The sequence below is a fragment of the Thiofilum sp. genome, from assembly GCF_016711335.1.
Lineage (GTDB): Bacteria > Pseudomonadota > Gammaproteobacteria > Thiotrichales > Thiotrichaceae > Thiofilum.
This window is the reverse complement of the sequence record NZ_JADJTF010000001.1, coordinates 2,491,033-2,508,176: the sequence shown is the minus strand read 5'-3', so window position 1 is coordinate 2,508,176 and position 17,144 is coordinate 2,491,033. Positions and strand designations below refer to the sequence as shown.

Annotated in this window: 14 protein-coding genes and 2 pseudogenes; 4 read left to right on the top strand and 12 right to left on the bottom strand. The window is 44.7% G+C overall.

Annotation, left to right across the window (positions count from 1 at the left end):
- Positions 1 to 4 precede the first annotated feature (4 nt).
- The 3 genes and pseudogenes from IPL34_RS11920 to apbC form a co-directional block, all read right to left on the bottom strand.
- Positions 5 to 1,120: pseudogene (locus IPL34_RS11920) on the bottom strand (dCTP deaminase); the annotation flags it as partial.
- Positions 1,121 to 1,129: 9 nt separating this feature from the next.
- A pseudogene (locus tag IPL34_RS11915) lies at positions 1,130 to 1,480 on the bottom strand (dCTP deaminase); the annotation flags it as partial.
- A gap of 944 nt (positions 1,481 to 2,424) precedes the next feature.
- Positions 2,425 to 3,510, bottom strand: coding sequence for an iron-sulfur cluster carrier protein ApbC (gene apbC / locus IPL34_RS11910; protein WP_296841667.1), 1,086 nt, complete (start codon positions 3,508 to 3,510; stop codon positions 2,425 to 2,427).
- Between the two features lie 187 nt (positions 3,511 to 3,697).
- On the opposite strand from apbC, the gene IPL34_RS11905 reads away from it, so the two are divergent.
- Entirely contained in the window at positions 3,698 to 4,297 is a 600-nt protein-coding gene (locus tag IPL34_RS11905; RefSeq protein WP_296841666.1) for a hypothetical protein, read from the top strand.
- Between the two features lie 49 nt (positions 4,298 to 4,346).
- Here the strand turns inward: IPL34_RS11905 and ureC are convergent, their stop codons facing one another.
- The 3 genes from ureC to ureA are packed head-to-tail and all read right to left on the bottom strand — an operon-like array spanning position 4,347 to position 6,690.
- Positions 4,347 to 6,050 carry an urease subunit alpha gene (gene ureC / locus IPL34_RS11900; protein ID WP_296841665.1) on the bottom strand — a complete coding sequence of 568 codons (1,704 nt, stop codon included), beginning with the start codon at positions 6,048 to 6,050 and terminating at the stop codon, positions 4,347 to 4,349.
- Between the two features lie 21 nt (positions 6,051 to 6,071).
- Positions 6,072 to 6,377: an urease subunit beta gene (locus tag IPL34_RS11895; protein ID WP_296841664.1), complete on the bottom strand. Its 306-nt coding sequence runs from the start codon at positions 6,375 to 6,377 to the stop codon at positions 6,072 to 6,074.
- A gap of 10 nt (positions 6,378 to 6,387) precedes the next feature.
- Positions 6,388 to 6,690 (bottom strand): urease subunit gamma, encoded by a 303-nt coding sequence (gene ureA, locus IPL34_RS11890; protein ID WP_296841663.1) that lies wholly within the window; start codon positions 6,688 to 6,690, stop codon positions 6,388 to 6,390.
- Between the two features lie 342 nt (positions 6,691 to 7,032).
- Between ureA and IPL34_RS11885 the strand changes: the two genes are divergently transcribed.
- From IPL34_RS11885 to IPL34_RS11875, 3 genes are all read left to right on the top strand, one after another.
- On the top strand, positions 7,033 to 7,356 hold the full coding sequence (locus IPL34_RS11885; RefSeq protein WP_296841662.1) for a hypothetical protein: 324 nt from the start codon (positions 7,033 to 7,035) through the stop codon (positions 7,354 to 7,356).
- Positions 7,357 to 7,378: 22 nt separating this feature from the next.
- The gene (locus IPL34_RS11880) at positions 7,379 to 7,702 is read left to right on the top strand and encodes a hypothetical protein (RefSeq protein ID WP_296841661.1); all 324 of its coding nucleotides are present in this window, start codon (positions 7,379 to 7,381) and stop codon (positions 7,700 to 7,702) included.
- A gap of 261 nt (positions 7,703 to 7,963) precedes the next feature.
- Positions 7,964 to 8,323, top strand: coding sequence for a hypothetical protein (locus IPL34_RS11875; protein WP_296841660.1), 360 nt, complete (start codon positions 7,964 to 7,966; stop codon positions 8,321 to 8,323).
- A 69-nt stretch (positions 8,324 to 8,392) separates the two neighbouring features.
- On the opposite strand, the gene IPL34_RS11870 is transcribed toward IPL34_RS11875, so the two are convergent.
- The 6 genes from IPL34_RS11870 to IPL34_RS11845 form a co-directional block, all read right to left on the bottom strand.
- Positions 8,393 to 10,843, bottom strand: a complete 2,451-nt coding sequence (locus IPL34_RS11870; RefSeq protein WP_296841659.1) for a sugar-binding protein — start codon at positions 10,841 to 10,843, stop codon at positions 8,393 to 8,395.
- Between the two features lie 62 nt (positions 10,844 to 10,905).
- On the bottom strand, positions 10,906 to 12,450 hold the full coding sequence (gene lnt / locus IPL34_RS11865; protein ID WP_296841658.1) for an apolipoprotein N-acyltransferase: 1,545 nt from the start codon (positions 12,448 to 12,450) through the stop codon (positions 10,906 to 10,908).
- An 85-nt stretch (positions 12,451 to 12,535) separates the two neighbouring features.
- Positions 12,536 to 13,495 (bottom strand): DUF808 domain-containing protein, encoded by a 960-nt coding sequence (locus tag IPL34_RS11860; RefSeq protein WP_296841657.1) that lies wholly within the window; start codon positions 13,493 to 13,495, stop codon positions 12,536 to 12,538.
- A gap of 124 nt (positions 13,496 to 13,619) precedes the next feature.
- Complete coding sequence (locus tag IPL34_RS11855) at positions 13,620 to 15,182, bottom strand: peptidoglycan-binding domain-containing protein (RefSeq protein WP_296841656.1); 1,563 nt, start codon at positions 15,180 to 15,182, stop codon at positions 13,620 to 13,622.
- 65 nt (positions 15,183 to 15,247) lie between these two features.
- Complete coding sequence (locus IPL34_RS11850) at positions 15,248 to 16,588, bottom strand: AAA family ATPase (RefSeq protein WP_296841655.1); 1,341 nt, start codon at positions 16,586 to 16,588, stop codon at positions 15,248 to 15,250.
- Between the two features lie 144 nt (positions 16,589 to 16,732).
- Positions 16,733 to 17,113, bottom strand: coding sequence for a YkgJ family cysteine cluster protein (locus IPL34_RS11845; protein WP_296841654.1), 381 nt, complete (start codon positions 17,111 to 17,113; stop codon positions 16,733 to 16,735).
- Positions 17,114 to 17,144 lie beyond the last annotated feature (31 nt).

Sequence of the window (17,144 nt, the reverse complement as noted above, 5' to 3'; positions counted from 1 at the left end):
TATGGACAAACACACCATCTTCTAATGCAAAATTGCCTGCTTCCGGCACGGTCAAACAATACACATCGTGATCTCCTGCTACGTCACGCACTGACACGACTTTATGATTTCTACGTGCTTCGCCTTGTAGACCTCTAAATTGATCAATGGCTTGTGGGAAGCGCCTGAATACTGAGCGGTCACAGTCTAATAAGCGGGCTGCCCCACGAATAGAACCTGTTTGATTTAAAGCCTCTAATACAATACCTTCAGAAATATCACCACGTAATCTTAAATTGCGAGCTATTTCAGCCTGCTTTTGATAACGCTCTGGAGCAGCATTTGCCCACACCGACCGCATACGCTCGCCTTGACGCGCCCTCTCAGCTAAGTCTTGATAACGCTGTAGCATAGCTTGGCGATGGGCTTCACGGGTAGCATCAGTTGGGTTTCGACGTTGTGCTAATAGCTCGGCACGTTTAGTCTGATACTCGTCATCGTGCCAGAATCGCATAGCTCGCTCTTGCTGCAAGCTAGCATAACGCTCTGCCCACTCAGGGTTTTGCATACGCTCTGCTAAAGCCGCCTTGATCGAAGCACTATGCTCGTCAGGATCAAACTCCTCACCATAACTTTCCGCATTATGCATAGTGATATGCTCTTTGGCATCCATACGCACGATATTCCAAGGATTATTATTAAGACGATCAAAATCAACATGATGACGATGGGTATTAGGTAAATCGTTGTAAATACCTTGGCGCAAATTCCACTCGTCGGCTAAACGATGGGTAGGATATAAATGCCCATTGAGGGGCTGATAAACCATTTCATAGCCACGCGCTAATTGGCGGTACAGAGGCATTAATGAAGCACCCGCACGTAAATTGCCCGCCTCACACCACTGACCGTCACGTAGCATAAATAAATGCTCTGGAGTAGCAAAAATACTTTTACCATTATCAAGGGTTACTTCCACCAAGCTATCACGCCCAATATAACGGGGTGCTTCTAACTGAGTGACGATCAAGCGCCCATTTTCGCCAATGCTATAGCCCCAAAATAACTCACCTTGCTCAGCACGTACCGCCATTTCCTCTAAAGTGGGTGCAGAACCATCCACCAGTGCCACACGAGTATCACCACGGAAGCAACGGGCATACGTCGATTTTCCTAAGCAAACTGTCAAAACTGAACGTGGAATCCGAAAATACTCGACCGTTCTAGCGAGAGCAAATGAGTTGGGGGGGATAATACAAACATCCCCTGTAAAATCGACAAAACTATTTTCGTCAAAATTTTTGGGGTCAACAATCGCCGAGTTGATATTAGTAAAAATCTTAAACTCATTGGCACAACGCACATCGTAGCCATAGCTGGAAGTCCCATAGGATACAATTTTCTCACCATTTACGTGGCGCACCTGCCCCGGCTCAAAGGGTTCAATCATGCCGTATTGCTCAGCCATCTGCCGAATCCAACGATCTGCTTTTATACTCATGGGGTCACTCCAATGCTACCTTGCTTTTTAAACGGAATACTAATCAGCGGCAATTGTACCTCACCCACTAGATCGTACTGAACTTTACGTTCAAGAATCCTAGGTGAGATTAAGTGCGCTAACCTCGTGGACACCCTTACATATAGCTAGCTCTTAGCACTGCGTACCTACACCACAGCAATCATTTAAAAAAACTCGACGCATTGATGGTAATGCCTAGATTAATATTTTAGTGCAGTAGTACAACGATTTTCATTGAGTAATAGAAATACTGATACGCTTATATAGTCAGTAATAACGCTAAAATGGCTGGATGCATTCACGCGATAAATGGGGTGAAACCAAGAAGATTATGCAAGCCATTAAAATAGATTTATTAGCTTGATGGGCTATAAAAATAAAAAGGCTGTAATACCGAAATATTACAGCCCGTCATTAGACTTAATCATCCTGAATAGTCTAATGAATCATTCCATGATTAATTAGCTATACGCCTTAGCATTGATCCTAATAACGAACAGATTACTTATCTGCCGTGCGCGATCCGTTCCTTGGATCGACAAATATCCTTATTAAACGCTCTGCTACAGACATCATCCTTGATGAGGCTACGAACTCCTTGCTAACCCTATCACTCCTATGGATAGGTCGACTTCCGTGTCAGTGATAATGTCCTATAACCAGCATCTTACGTAAAAGCGCCCAACTCGGCATCTTAATCTACTCTCAAACTAGATTTTTTTCAGATGAAAGGCGCTGAGTATAGACACTCTATTATATTAGAACAATTACTAAACAAATTCCTGCTAAAATAAAATATAAGTTATTTATGTCTAGGTCTAAATAACCTATTAAGCACTACTATAAAAAATTTTGTCGCGCTATTAGTAAAAAAGCCATCTGTTGTATTAGATGGCTTTTTATCTAGCATACGCCTAAATGTATTAAACGTTCTGAATTTTAATTGTAGGGAATTTAGTCGTGTAATCTTTACTCTTAGTCGCCAAATGTGCAGCCGCTTTGCGGGCAATGTCTAAATAAAGCTTAGTTACTGCACCTTCTGGATCAGCTACAACGGTAGGATTACCACTATCCACTTGCTCACGAATCTGGCGATCTAAAGGCAAACCACCTAAGTAGGTTACGTTGTATTGATCTGCCATGCGTTGACCACCGCCTTCACCGAAAATATGCTCAATCGTGCCGCATTGACTGCAAATATGCATACTCATATTTTCAACAATACCTAAGATAGGAACTTCTACCTTTTCAAACATTTTCAACCCCTTACGCGCATCCAGCAAGGCTATGTCTTGCGGGGTCGTGACAATAATCGCACCCGATACCGGAATTTTTTGTGAGAGCGTTAATTGAATATCACCTGTTCCGGGTGGCAAATCAATGACTAAGTAGTCGAGTTCACCCCAAATGGTATCATTTAATAATTGCTCTAGCGCTTGTGTCACCATCGGGCCACGCCAAATCATTGGGGTATCTTCATCAATCAAAAAGCCCATGGACATGGCTTTAATACCGTGATTTTCCATAGGACGAATGGTTTTACCATCATCGGAATGCGGTTGGCCCTTAATGCCTAACATACGCGGCTGACTAGGCCCATAAATATCCGCATCTAGAATACCCACACTCGCCCCATCGGCTTTGAGCGCTAAAGCTAAATTCACGGCGGTAGTGGATTTACCTACCCCACCCTTACCCGATGCAACGGCAATAATATTTTTAATCCCCGTTTGACGCTTTAAGGCTTTTTGCACGGCATGGGCATCAACCTTGGTCTCGACTTTCACTTCAACAGGTAAACCTAATCCTGCTAAGGTAGTCTTGACGGTTTGGGCTAGCTCGTCCTTATAAGTACCAGCGGGATAGCCTTGGAGTAGCTGAATCTGAATCCCTAGTGAACTAATCTCAATGCTTTTGACTACTTTGGCACTGATCAAATCTTTTTCTAAATAACGTTCCTGTATCGTACTTAACAGGCTTTCCACTTGCTCGCGTGTGACTTGCGCCATAACTCCACTCCTCAGGAAACTGCAAATAAAGTGGCGCGATTCTACACTACGGAATCCAATCGCCGAAATATGCCTAACAGGACAAGGATAAGCCGACCTAGAAACAGCCGTATTTAATGCTGCATAATCGTTAAAAATCCTTTATAACAAGTCATATTGATTCACCTTACTCTAAAGGAACTAACCTATGCCTAAACTATGGACAGTATTGCCGCTCTTAATTGTACTCACTGGCTGTGGTGCAGCCCCCAGAGCCGTAGATACGACTACTAGCGCCCCCCAAGCCCTCGCTAGCAATACTAATACCGCTAGAACAGAAGTCGTCAGTGCTGCTATCCCTGAATCCTCTCCTATTCCGCAAGTACAAGTGCAAAAGGCTAGTCTACGCCGCCCAGTGAGCAAAGCCGTACAAACCGATATTACAAGCGTGGTGTTTAGTCGCGCCTCTAATGCACGTACTCCAGCGGCACAATGGAAACAAAAGGAACTGCGCTTAAATAGTGACTTGACCGTGGTTTTGACTGACTACAATAAACAAGGTCAGGTGGTTAATCAAAAGAAAGGGCGTCTTCCTGAAAATGAATATATGGCGCTTGTAGGTGCACTGAAGGGTGCTCGCTATCAGGCGCTTAACCCCCTCAAGCGCCCGAAAGTATTAGCAGGCAATGTTACTGATCTCATTACGATTAGTACGGCAAAAGATTTCCGCCAATTTAAGGAAGATGAGCGCCAACAATTCCCCGCTGCTATTCAGGCTATCTTTACTCGCTATACTAAAGGGCGCTAATGACTCGCTTTAGCTGAGCTGTTAAAGAATTAACAGCTCACTACCAAGACTAAAATAAATAATAACGCTGAGCTAAAGGTAACTCAGTCGCTGGTTCACAGACTAAAAGCTGTCCATCCGCTTTGACCTGATAGGTTTGTGAATCCACCTCAATGAGGGGTTGATAGTCGTTATGAATCATGCTCGCCTTGCTAATCGTGCGGCAGTTTTTCACTACCCCGATTAAACTTTGCAAACCTAATTGAGTATGCACGCCCGCATTAAAAGCAGCTTGTGAGATAAAGGTCATCGTCGTCGCCTGACAAGCCTTACCGTATGCACCAAACATGGGGCGATAATGCACCGGCTGAGGGGTTGGAATCGAGGCATTAGGATCCCCCATGGGTGCGGCAATAATCATCCCACCTTTAATAATAAGACTAGGCTTTGCACCAAAAAACGCTGGTTTCCATAACACCACATCTGCTAGCTTACCGACCTCTATCGAACCCACCTCATGACTAATGCCATGTGTGATAGCTGGATTAATCGTGTATTTGGCGATATAACGCTTAGCACGGAAATTATCATTACCCTCCGAGCCAGGTGCTAAAGCACCGCGCTGAACCTTCATTTTATGTGCAGTTTGCCAAGTACGAGTAATCACCTCACCTACGCGTCCCATTGCTTGCGAATCAGATGAAATCATCGAAAACGCACCTAGATCATGCAATATATCCTCAGCCGCAATAGTTTCGCGGCGAATGCGGCTTTCGGCAAACGCTACATCTTCAGCAATCGCGGGGGATAAATGATGGCAAACCATGAGCATATCCAAATGCTCATCTACCGTATTAATGGTATAGGGACGCGTGGGGTTAGTAGAGGAAGGTAGAATATTAGGCAAACCTGCTGCCTTAATAATATCTGGTGCGTGTCCACCCCCAGCCCCCTCGGTGTGATAGGTATGAATGACGCGCCCTTTAATGGCTGCAAAGGTATCTTCCACAAAGCCCGACTCATTTAAAGTATCGGTATGAATAGCGACCTGCACATCCATTTCATCAGCGACGCTTAAGCAGCAATCAATCGCTGCTGGAGTCGTTCCCCAATCTTCATGCAGTTTTAAACCAATCGCACCTGCTGCTATCTGTTCGCGTAAGGCATCTGGCAAACTAGCATTACCTTTACCTAAAAAACCTAGATTCATCGGCATACTATCGGCTGCTTCTAGCATGCGGTGCAGATTCCAAATACCGGGCGTGCAAGTCGTCGCATTGGTTCCGGTTGCCGGCCCTGTACCCCCACCGATCATAGTGGTCACGCCTGACATTAAAGCTTCTTCGATCTGCTGTGGGCAAATAAAGTGAATATGTGAGTCAATCCCACCCGCTGTAATAATATGCCCCTCACCTGCTATGGCTTCAGTGCCGAGACCTACTAAAATAGTGACGCCTGCTTGAGTGTCTGGATTACCCGCCTTACCAATGCCAACTATGCGTCCGTGTTTAATACCAATATCGGCTTTGACAATACCCCAATGATCTAAAATGAGTGCATTGGTAATGACTACATCGACGACCTCAGCATCGACGCGCTGGCATTGCCCCATACCATCGCGAATAACTTTGCCACCACCAAACTTGACTTCATCACCATAAATCGTGTGATCGTGTTCCACCTCAATAATGAGCGCAGTATCACCTAAACGCACTCTATCGCCCGTCGTGGGGCCATACATTTCGACATAGGCTTGACGACTAATCTTAGTCATAACGTTAACGACTCCTAATCCTTATAATGACCCCATGATTTTGCCTTGAAAACCATATACCTCACGGCTTCCGGCATAAGCGACTAATTGCACTTCACGGGTTTGCCCGGGTTCAAAACGTACCGCAGTTCCGGCGGGAATATTGAGGCGCATCCCGCGCGCTTGATCACGCTCAAAGTGCAAAGCATCGTTGGTTTCAAAAAAATGATAATGTGAACCCACCTGAATAGGACGATCACCTGTATTAGCCACTACTATATTCACCGTAGCACGACCCGCATTTAATTCGATCTCGCCCGCAGCGGCTATTATTTCACCCGGAATCATAAGCTACTCCTTAGATAATCGGATCATGTACTGTGACTAATTTAGTACCATCGGGGAAAGTCGCCTCGACTTGTACTTCAGTGATCATTTCGGGAATACCCTCCATGACCTCGGAGCGCGTGAGTAAGGTACGCCCATAATTCATTAACTCAGCTACGGTTTTACCGTCTCGCGCTCCCTCTAAAATGGCACAACTAATTAAGGCGACGGCTTCGGGGTAGTTCAATTTTAAACCACGAGCTTTGCGCCGTTCCGCTAATAAACCAGCGGTAAACAGTAGTAATTTATCTTTCTCGCGCGGGGTTAGCTCCATACTTCACTCCGATACTTAGCTAGTAGTTTAAAAGAGCAAATAAAGTGCCAACTACCTTACGTTACTCTACCTGCTATCTTTAAATCACCACCATTAATCAAAGTTTTTTGTAGCAAAAATACCACAAAGCCCCATTCTTAACTTTTTCTGCTAAATCAGAACAGCTTTACCCAAATAAGCTTATTTAATAGTAAAACCCTAGCTAACGTAGCCTAAAACCCCCTTAAAAAATTTAATCAACTTATTGATTAAAATAAAAAAATACAATCATTTTTTTACAAAAACCTTACTACGCTTAATAGTGAGGAAGGATCATTTTCCCCAAGCACAAGGATTAGAACAATGAAAAAAGTATTATTAGTGATTAGTGGTGGTTTAGCGACACTCGGTGTACAACAAACTGCTGTAGCAGGCCCTTTAGCACCCGTTGTGCACAAAGGTAACTCATTACGTGCACAAGCTTGGTGCTTAAATCAACAAGCCGGTGCATTAGAACACAAAGTAGCAATCGGCAAACGCTACTATGGTGTCAATGCTGTGGGTATGAGTCTACAAGCTCGTGACTTACGCCGTCAGGCAAAAATGTTGGCTAAAAAATCTAATCGGGTAGCTCTAGCGGCATTTGATAGCGGCTACATTCGCCCCGGTTATTCAGCCATTTATTAACCCCTTTCTAGGAGAGAGCCTAATGAAAAATCTATTTAAACCAATTATGGCGGCTGGCGTTGTGGGATTAGGTTTTTTAAGTACGCAAGCACATGCTACCTATGCCACATTTGTCACCTCAGGACACTGCGGTGCTCCTTGTCATACTACGAAGGTTACTTATAAACCTATTAAAACGACGCGAGTCGTCACCACTACCGTGATTACTAGCACTGTAGTATCACGTCCGCGTGCGGTCAGTTATGCCAAATACTGCCCACCTCCAAAACGCTATTCTCACTATGTCAAGGGACATCCACCCCGCGATGGACGTAGCTATTATCATGAGCCTAGCTTTATTTGGTAAGATCTCGGCTGCATTTTACTTGCTATTTCAAAGCGCTAGTCCACTTAGGTTAGCGCTTTTGCATTAATAGTCCTGTAACCATCACATTCTACCCCCTGCGTTCAGCTAAAATTATACTCACTCATATTGATTATTTATATTTATTATAAAATAATAAATAAAGTTTATTATAAAAATAAACCACTCCATCCTCGGCATGCAAAATTAAAATAATGAATCAACCGTAGACATACTGATAAATAACTAAAATAAGAGGCTAGTATGACCCGCACACTGTTCAGATCCCTTGCGTTTATTCTACTGCTTAGTGCCACTCAACAGGCTTTAGCAGCTTCCAACAACCAAACGCGCCTTTTTTTAATGGTACAACAGCAGGGCGAACCTTTATTTAAAAAGGTTGACTTGATCATTTATAAACTAGAGAAATTGGCAGCTAAAAAACCTATTTATCACTCTGAACGCCATACGGCAGCATTATCCCTACCTACAGGGCAGTACATGGCACAAGTACGTTATGAAAATCAACTAATTAGGCAACAATTTCAGCTAAGCAGTCATGAAAACCATTTCATTACACTAGACATTCCAAGCAGTGCACCCACCACGCTAAGCGCACGCTAAACCTTACGCTAGTAGAGGCACGGGCAAGCGTGTCTGCTGCCCGTGCCCTTTTAAGCAATAATTTCTCACTTAACGCCCACTAATAATGACGACACCAAACAAACGCGGATCAATATCAGCATGAGCTTGGCGTGCAATCCATGAAATTTTTTTATCACGCTCACCACCGTCATCATCATCATTCACTTGCACCTCAACACCCACACGCTTGGCAATAACAGGCTCTACGCCTAATAAAGCCCACGGAATATAAGCTTTTAGCTCATAGCCGTCCGCTGTTTTTTCTAGTGTATATTTAAAGTCATCGGGTAATTTAAAGTTGGGGTCGCGTACTCGTGCGGGTGAGTTATCACTAAAAATTACTTGCTCACGTCCCCAAGCAAAAATAAATCTAAAGTCATTAACCCCATCGTACTGATCCAAACGGCTATTATCGGCATCAATCATAAACTCAATCGAATCATCTTGAGTCGGGTCTTCAGAGTCATTCACCATCGCTTCGTCATAGACTCGCACGGTCAGATAGATAAAGGTCTGATCCCACTTAGCTTGCCATTTACCAAATAAATCTTTTTTAACCCAGGTATCGCCAGTGATTAAAGTATCTAAAGTACGAGGATTTTCTAAAAAGAAATAGCGCTCCGGCTCCTTAGCAGGACGAAACACAATCACCGGATCTTCGGGTTTGCGCGGTTTATCTTCAGCGGCTAATTGCTTGGCTACACTAGCCGCGACTTGAGCCACTTGCTCTGGAGTCGTAGGCTTGGGTGAAATATTTTCTTTACCCCAGTCGGGATTGTTTTTCATAAACTCCATGACGGCATGGTATTTAGGGGCAGTATCAGGATCTTGGCGAATATGTTCTTTCAGCCCCCAACAACCAAACCATTGGCAAGTGCGTGGCGAGGAGAATAATACAAATAAGCCGCCGCCAGCATCCTTCCAGCCATTGAGCATTTGGGTATATAGCTCGCCCATACGCGGGTCACGATTCGCTGCAAAAAATAGCGGATTAGGATGCTCACCTGCATCTCGTGTCACCCAATCGACTAGGCTTTGCCCCCCCTCATAAGCAATGAGATCCACTCCAAATTCACGGGTTAGTTTAGCCTGCTCTTGGATATGTTTAAGTAACTCTGCTAATGAGCGGTATGAGCCATCTTCCGTTGCATATTTAAAAATTTCATCGACCGTAGTTGAAGTACGAAAATCACGCACGTTACCGCCAAAATAGGGAGCTATAGCAATCGCATCAATATGCTTATAAGCCTCTCGATAAGTTAATAAACGTTTAGTCAAATCAGGACGCGTATCCCAAGAACCCAATAGACGTACTAGCTTATCCTTACGCTCAGCCAATACTTCCTCAAAGATTTTAAACACCTCTAGAGAACGCACTACATAATATTCTTGCCCCGCCTCGACCGAGTTTTGGCTATAACCTGCCTCAATCCCTTTCTTTTGCGTGTACTCGCTATGGGAAAAATTGGTATTCCATGCCTCATTCGTGTACTCGATATACACTTTCAGCTCTGGATCGAGATGCTCTTTAATATATTGTGCGGTATTACGCACATACTCATCATCGGCTTGATGCGGTAAATTAAACCACGCATCCACTTTGAGGCGATTCGCTAGATCAACCTGAATTTCCAAGGGTGCTCCGCGCTCACCATAAGTTCCCCCCCAAGAAGACTCCTCCATGCGTGGGCGCTCAGACCAATGACTCGCAGGATTACGGGTAATCCCTGACATACCCATAAAACGCACTACTTGAAAATCTTTGAGATAATTCAAATAGTCGGGATTAAACACTATCGAGTTGTAGTACCGTTCATAAGGCAGATAATCGCCCTTCCCTACACACTCATCTGCACTTTTGACATAGGTAAAAATATCGTCATGGCAAATCCCGCCCGGAGGCAAAATACGGATATTCCGAATCGGGTCTTTTTTATTCAGCTTTTTAAGCATCAGACTAGCATCAACTTGATTATCCTCCCCCGGAGGAAAGGTAATCACATCACGCCCTTGGCTTTGACTCACGACTTTAACATCATGTCCGTAGGTAATAGTCCCTTGCCCATCATAGAGCACGGTGTATTGCCCTGCTGGAATAGCCTCTGGAATCATTTTACCAATGAACTTAGTTCCCGCCTGTCCGCCGTGCAGATTAATCGGCCAACCATTCGCATCATATTCAACCTTTTCAGTACTTAAGCCCATAGGATTGTTTTTAAACGGGTCGGCCATACGAAATAAATCCACAAAGGGAAAGCTCGCATCCTCATGATGAATTTCATTAGCATTCATCCCTAAAGGCATACGTGCTTGACCACCATAGCGCGGCAACTCAATCTTCGGGGCTGGCTCTACTGGCTGAGTAATGACCTCTGGCTCTACTGGCTCCGTAGGGGTCGTAGGCGTGGGTTTATAATGGGTGATATACCAATAAATCGCCCCTATTAGCACCAACAATAGAATAAAAATAAGGATGAGAATGAGCGTTCTAATTTTCATAATTATCAGCTAGTTCCAACTTATAAGGGGTTCGTCTAGCCGCAAACCCGCAGTGTCTAGGATTATAGGCTAGTCCAGCGCTTACGTAATAAGTAAACCACTGCCATTAATGCCAGTATCCAACCTAGCACAGCATAATCTGCCCATAACATATAAGGAGTACGTCCGGTCATAGGTTGGGCATAACTGGCAACCACGACCTGAGTATCTTCTGCCCCATAAGCCTCTACATAGCCCTGAGGATTAATAAATTGACTAATACCGGTATTAGTTGCTCTGACCATATAGCGCCCCGCTTCCACGGCACGCATACGTGCAATTTCAGCGTGCTGGGCTGGCTCAATCGAGCCTTTAAACCAACCATCATTACTCACATTTACCAGCATCGTTGCTTCTGGCAAACCCTTAAGCATTAAGGCTCCATACGCATCCTCATAACAAACCGACAAACGCATGACTTGACCGGCGATAGTCATAGTCACGCCCCCTGTCCAAGCACTGAGATTATCAAAGGGGACCCGAATGAATTTTTCCATCCAACGGAAGTATTCTAGTAGCGGTGTATATTCACTAAAGGGCACTAACTGCTGCTTACCATACACATCAAGGCGCTCGTCTGCACCTATGCGCATGATAGCGTTATAGGTTTTATTTTGGGTATCGGTATAAAAGCCCCCAATTAATAAATCACTATTAGTATTTTTGGTCGCATCCATCAAAGGATAAACCACATCATCCATCGCATTGTGGAAATAGTCTGGCAAAGCAGTTTCTGGCCAAATCACAATATGCGAGGTTTCTAAGGGTGACTGCTCCTCAGGGTACATCGTCATATCAATTTGTTTTTGAATATGCTCATTGCGTAATTCAGGAATAAACTTTTCGTTTTGCGAGAGGTTGCCTTGAATAAGACTGATATAAAGCTTTTCTCCCGTCGGCGTAGTCCAAGGTACTGATTTTAAGAAATAACCTGTCACCATAAGACCAATAAACATAGCCAGCGCCGCAATGCGCGTTTTAGTCGTACCTATTACTAATAGGACTAAAGCTCCAGCCCCTAGTGCGACTAAATAACTAATTCCTTGTGAGCCAATCAGGGGGGCAAAGCCTACCAGTGGCGTATCAATTTGTGCATGACCTAACTGCAACCAAGGAAAGCCACCGAGTAATAACCAACCGCGTAACCATTCACTTAACCACCAAAATGCTGGAAAAAATACTAATAATTTTAAAGTATTGGGAAACTGCCTGACTAAATGGGTTAATCCTGCTAGCACAGGTAGATACAGTCCCATCAAAAGCACAAAAATACCCACCATTAGCCCCGCTAAAAAAGCATTCGCACCACCATAGTCGTGTAGGCTCACATATAGCCAATGCGCTCCCCCCGCAAAGACTCCAATACCAAATAACCAAGCCATGAATAAGCGCTGTTTTAAAGTGCTAGGAGTTAACAATAACCAAAACAACAGGGCTGGCGCTAACCAAGCCACGACTCGCCAAGCAAATGGGGCAAACGCAAACACTAAACTTAAGCCCGCAACGAGCGCCATGACATAGTGCCACCAAGCCATTTGAGTAGGCACTAAGGAACGATTTAACAGCATTGAATACAAGCCATAGTGGATTAAAAAAAACGTAGGGCATTATAAAGCCTACTCTCACTAGAGAGTAGGCTTAGTATCGGAATGTTTAAGCCTGTTGCTCAGTGGATTTACCCAAGAGCTTCCTGATCAGCGTGACTATCACTAACACCATAGCCCCTGCAATAATACCACCAACCGTATCCAGCAAGGTGGGAGTCACCACCCCAAGGAAGGAACCCATACTAGGTACAGTCGCTGCCAATTGAGCAATATGTTCTAAAGTATGATGCACGACAGGCACTAGCTCACCTAAGCCATGCATTAAAATACTTCCCCCTACCATAAACATGGCTGCGGTTCCGACAATACTGAGGGTTTTCATTAAATAGGGGGCTGCATTTAAAAGCACCCGACCTAGTGCTCTTAAACCTTTTTTCAATGGGGAATTACCGCCTAAACGATTCAGATACAAGCCTAAATCATCCAGTTTAACAATTCCCGCGACTAAACCATAAACGCCTACGGTCATGGCTAAAGCAATCAAGGTCAGGACTAGAATTTGTGTAGTGAGCGGCATACTCGCTACCGTACCGAGTGCAATCACAATAATCTCAGCGGATAAAATAAAATCGGTGCGAATAGCGCCTTTTATCTTATCTTTCTCAAAGGCTACCATATCGGTTTTGGTATCGACTAAAGCATGTAAATGCTCAGCGTGCTCTGCCTCATCATCTTTTAAGCTATGAAACAGTTTTTCTACCCCTTCGTAGCATAGATAAAGACCACCAATCATCAACAGCGGGGTAATCGCTTGCGGGATAAAATAACTAATCAATAAAGCAGCGGGGACTAAAATCGCTTTATTTAATAAAGAGCCTAAGGCTACTGACCAGACTACCGGCAGCTCACGATCTGCCCGCACGCCCGCAACTTGCTGCGCATTGAGCGCTAGATCATCGCCTAATACGCCTGCGGTTTTTTTAGCCGCGACCTTAGTCATGAGCGCGACATCATCCATAATTGTGGCAATGTCGTCTAAGAGCGTTAACAGACTTGCACCCGCCATAATGAATCCTTAGATTGAAATCAATGGCGTACATCTTGCCCTAGGTCGCTTGAGGCGTCTAGCATGCTGTGCACTAGACACCTTAGAAAGGCGGATAAAATCACGCCTTACTCTCAAGCAGTTTTTAGCCCCAACGCCCCACAATTAATTTCCCACCCGCTTTTTGCTCCATTAAAGTGGTGCGAGCGCTATAACGGGTATCGACTAAATAACTAGGTTCAGAACTATAAGTCACTTCAGAAGAGGTCACTTGACCATTGGTATCTAACGTAACCACAACCTCCTCGGAATAAGTATTCACAATACTAAATCCCACCCCTTCCACACTGGTAGCCGCATTATTGTCACGCACATCATCATAAGAACCGACGGCTAAGACGAGCTTACGTGTGCGTTGTAAGGTATCTTTTTCTACCTTAACTACTGTCACGGTATGATCAAATGAACCGTCTCCGGTATGGTCAATGAAAATCAGATTACCCGCTTTTAACTGATTAATAGGTACTTCCGGTTTGGCACTATTGCCCCGATTGTCATAGGCCGGATTCCAATCAAATAAACGTACTGCGGCTTTGGCTACCTGATTAGCGCTCACTTCAGGGTAATGCACATTCACGCCATACAGCATTGAGTGCTCTGGATCAAGCGCTTGGACTTTTAAAATAGCCTCATAGCCCATACGAGTAACCCGTAATCCCGTGGTACGTTGCAAGCGATCCGCGCGGGTAAATAAGCCTTGGGTTTTATCTGTAGTGGCTACAATCCAACGTTTTTCAGCCGCTGCGGTTTTTAACACGGGATGAGGGAGCTGAATCAAGCGATCTTCTAATAGTTGCTTACGAAACTGATCCATAAAAAATAAGGCAATATTTTTACAGTCCCCTTCGACCTGATTACGCTTCATCACTTCCCAATAATCACCCACGAACTTACCGTAAGCGGCTTGAATTTCCGCACTAGCCCACGAATAAATCTCCGCAGTGCCGCGTATATTAATGACTGGTAATCCTAATTGGCGGAAGGAAGAGAGATAAAGTAAGGGATCGGGAGCTTTTGCTGCGGGGGTACGTGGATCAAGATTAGCTACTAATTGATCAAGCAGCTTTAAGGTTTGAACATTGACTGTTCCGGTAACCGCTAACCCGCGCTGGCTTTGGAACGCTTTTAAGGCTTGCTCGGTATTGCCCCCAAAGGCTCCATCACATAAATCCTTTAGATACCCTAAGCGTCCTAGCGCATATTGTACAGCGACCACGGCTGAACCACTGGCTCCACGTTTGATTTCAGCACGTAAGCCATTAGGAAAACCTTTAGCTAGGGCGGTATCGCGTAACACTCCTAGGCTTACGGGGGCTGGGCTAGGGGCTGGGGCTGGCGCGGTGTTAGTAGGGGTGGGAGTGGTGGGAAGCGGTTTAGCTAACTCACGCAAGGCTGCCATAGCACGCCCTACGGCTGTGGGTTGAGTGCTAGCACCTAGATTAACCGACTGACCATCACCATTATTATCAAGGCGATCCAGCGCTTTAAACAATGGCTCCATTTCAGCCCCGCTAATAAAGCCATTGTTATTAGCATCGACACCAGTCCAGTTAAAAGCGGCAAGACGCGGCTCACGTTTGGCTTCAGCAAGGTTGATTTGCTTATTAGCCATTTCTTGTAAAAATTCAGCGCGGGTGAGTGTAACCATCCTTGAAAGCTCCCAGAAACTATAGAGTCTAGATCATAGCGCTTAATGGCTGAGGGTGTGAATGCTTACCGGAACAGCCACTCCAAATACCCATCAATCTTCCCACCCAGATAATAAGGTAAGTTCAATAGCTTAAATGCCTTTCCCGCCACTGTAACCGTATCCTCCACCTCCAACTTCCCTGCGTATAAACGTACTGCAAAACCATGATCAGCCTGATCCATAAACTGATGCAGCGAGCGCAGCCGCCCTGTTGCACCCGATTTCACTTCAATAGGAATGACCTTATTGCCATGTGCCACTACAAAATCCACTTCGGCGTTAGACTGATTTTTCTCGCGCACCCAAAAATGTAACTGAAACAATAGTGAAGAGTGGCTTGCCAATAACTCCTGCCCCACTAAATGCTCGATAATTCGCCCACCATAAATACTGTTTAGGTCTTTACTACCAAAAATGTCCGTTTGCAACCCAGAAAAATAGTTGACGAGTCCACTATCCAACAATTGTAGTTTGGGGGATTTTTTCAGATTGGGAATTAGTGGCAAATGTGTATCTGTCACGGGGTAGCAGCGTTTCAAAAGCAAAGCTTTTTCTAGCACTTGCAAGGCTTCGCCCACTTCTTTTGAGCCGTAATTAGATTGCCCAAAACCTGCTAGCGTAATGCGATTGCCCGCTTCTCTAAAAGCTGCTTGGATAACATGACGAATCACGGGGGTTTGTGAATCACGCGGCGAATATTTTTCAACATCGTCCAGATAGGCAGTGAGCAGATTGTCGTAAATCGAGCGTAGTTGGGTCAGGTCACGCGTGGCTGCATACTGCTGGACAATCTCCGGCATACCACCAATCAGAGCGTAACGGTGAAACAATTTCAGCAACTTGTCATGCGCAAAGGTCGGCAAAGGGATCTGGTTAAGCAGGGCGGCGGCTTGTTCTTCTTCAACAGCCATTAGGAATTCTTCAAAGGTCAGTGGATGGACGCGCAAATACTCTACTCGCCCTACTGGAAAGCTGATATGCCTATCCAACAAGCTTTCCAGTAATGAACCCGCCGCAATCACAGGCAATGCGGGATAGTTCTCGTGAAAATAGCGCAGCATAGCAACAGCAGCCGATGAATTTTGGATTTCGTCGATGAATAGCAAGGTATTAGTTTGCTGGCGATCTTTGCCATGCAGAAAGAAAATCGCCTCAACTAATTCCTGAATCGTGTAGTTCTGCTCGAATAACCTCCTATCCTCGAGTCGTTCCAAGTTCAATGCAATGAATTGATCAAATTGTTCGGCAAACAGAGAAACAAGAGTGGTCTTACCGACCTGCCTAGCACCACGCAGAATTAGCGGCTTGCGTTGGGGGTTGTGAAGCCAATTACCCAGCTCCTTTAATAACAAGCGCTTGAACACACTAATACCTCAAAGTAAGGGATAATCATGATCTATTTTAGCATAAAATAAGGGTTATTTTTATTATTAAAACAACTAAAGTAAGGCTTACTTGTATTAAAAAATCATACCTTGCTTCTGAAGCAGAAATAGAAGTCTACTGTTCTAGACCTTGAGCTGTGGAGTGTAGGCACAATACCCAGACTTAGGTCCTACTATAGGATGCTTTCGACAAGTCTCAGGACGATTTTCATAAACCGTACAACGGCGCAACTGAGCGTCTAAATATAGGCAATCGCCATTCGAGCGTTGCGCTAAAATAAATAGCTCAGTCTTAGCATTAAAATGGCGGATAATACGTTGCTTTTCCAAACGCTTAGCAATCTGTTTCAAAGGCTCTTCTAACTCAAATTCATCGACCAAACCTAGACGCACTAAATCAAACACCTTGACCTCAACAGGCATAGTGCAACAACTGCCCCTACAGTCATCACACAACCCTTTGCGATACTTTACCCACGTTTCTAAACGCTCAATATCCGCCATACCACTACCTTAAAACCTAACTCTGTAGGGG

Excerpts from the sequence above, each read along its gene's own strand:
- lnt (WP_296841658.1), bottom strand. The coding sequence starts at position 12,450 with ATGCTGTTAAATCGTTCCTTAGTGCCTACTCAAATGGCTTGGTGGCAC.
- IPL34_RS11880 (WP_296841661.1), top strand. The coding sequence starts at position 7,379 with ATGAAAAATCTATTTAAACCAATTATGGCGGCTGGCGTTGTGGGATTA.
- ureA (WP_296841663.1), bottom strand. The coding sequence starts at position 6,690 with ATGGAGCTAACCCCGCGCGAGAAAGATAAATTACTACTGTTTACCGCT.
- IPL34_RS11905 (WP_296841666.1), top strand. The coding sequence starts at position 3,698 with ATGCCTAAACTATGGACAGTATTGCCGCTCTTAATTGTACTCACTGGC.
- IPL34_RS11845 (WP_296841654.1), bottom strand. The coding sequence starts at position 17,113 with ATGGCGGATATTGAGCGTTTAGAAACGTGGGTAAAGTATCGCAAAGGG.
- ureC (WP_296841665.1), bottom strand. The coding sequence starts at position 6,050 with ATGACTAAGATTAGTCGTCAAGCCTATGTCGAAATGTATGGCCCCACG.
- IPL34_RS11855 (WP_296841656.1), bottom strand. The coding sequence starts at position 15,182 with ATGGTTACACTCACCCGCGCTGAATTTTTACAAGAAATGGCTAATAAG.
- IPL34_RS11895 (WP_296841664.1), bottom strand. The coding sequence starts at position 6,377 with ATGATTCCGGGTGAAATAATAGCCGCTGCGGGCGAGATCGAATTAAAT.
- IPL34_RS11875 (WP_296841660.1), top strand. The coding sequence starts at position 7,964 with ATGACCCGCACACTGTTCAGATCCCTTGCGTTTATTCTACTGCTTAGT.
- IPL34_RS11885 (WP_296841662.1), top strand. The coding sequence starts at position 7,033 with ATGAAAAAAGTATTATTAGTGATTAGTGGTGGTTTAGCGACACTCGGT.
- IPL34_RS11870 (WP_296841659.1), bottom strand. The coding sequence starts at position 10,843 with ATGAAAATTAGAACGCTCATTCTCATCCTTATTTTTATTCTATTGTTG.
- apbC (WP_296841667.1), bottom strand. The coding sequence starts at position 3,510 with ATGGCGCAAGTCACACGCGAGCAAGTGGAAAGCCTGTTAAGTACGATA.
- IPL34_RS11860 (WP_296841657.1), bottom strand. The coding sequence starts at position 13,495 with ATGGCGGGTGCAAGTCTGTTAACGCTCTTAGACGACATTGCCACAATT.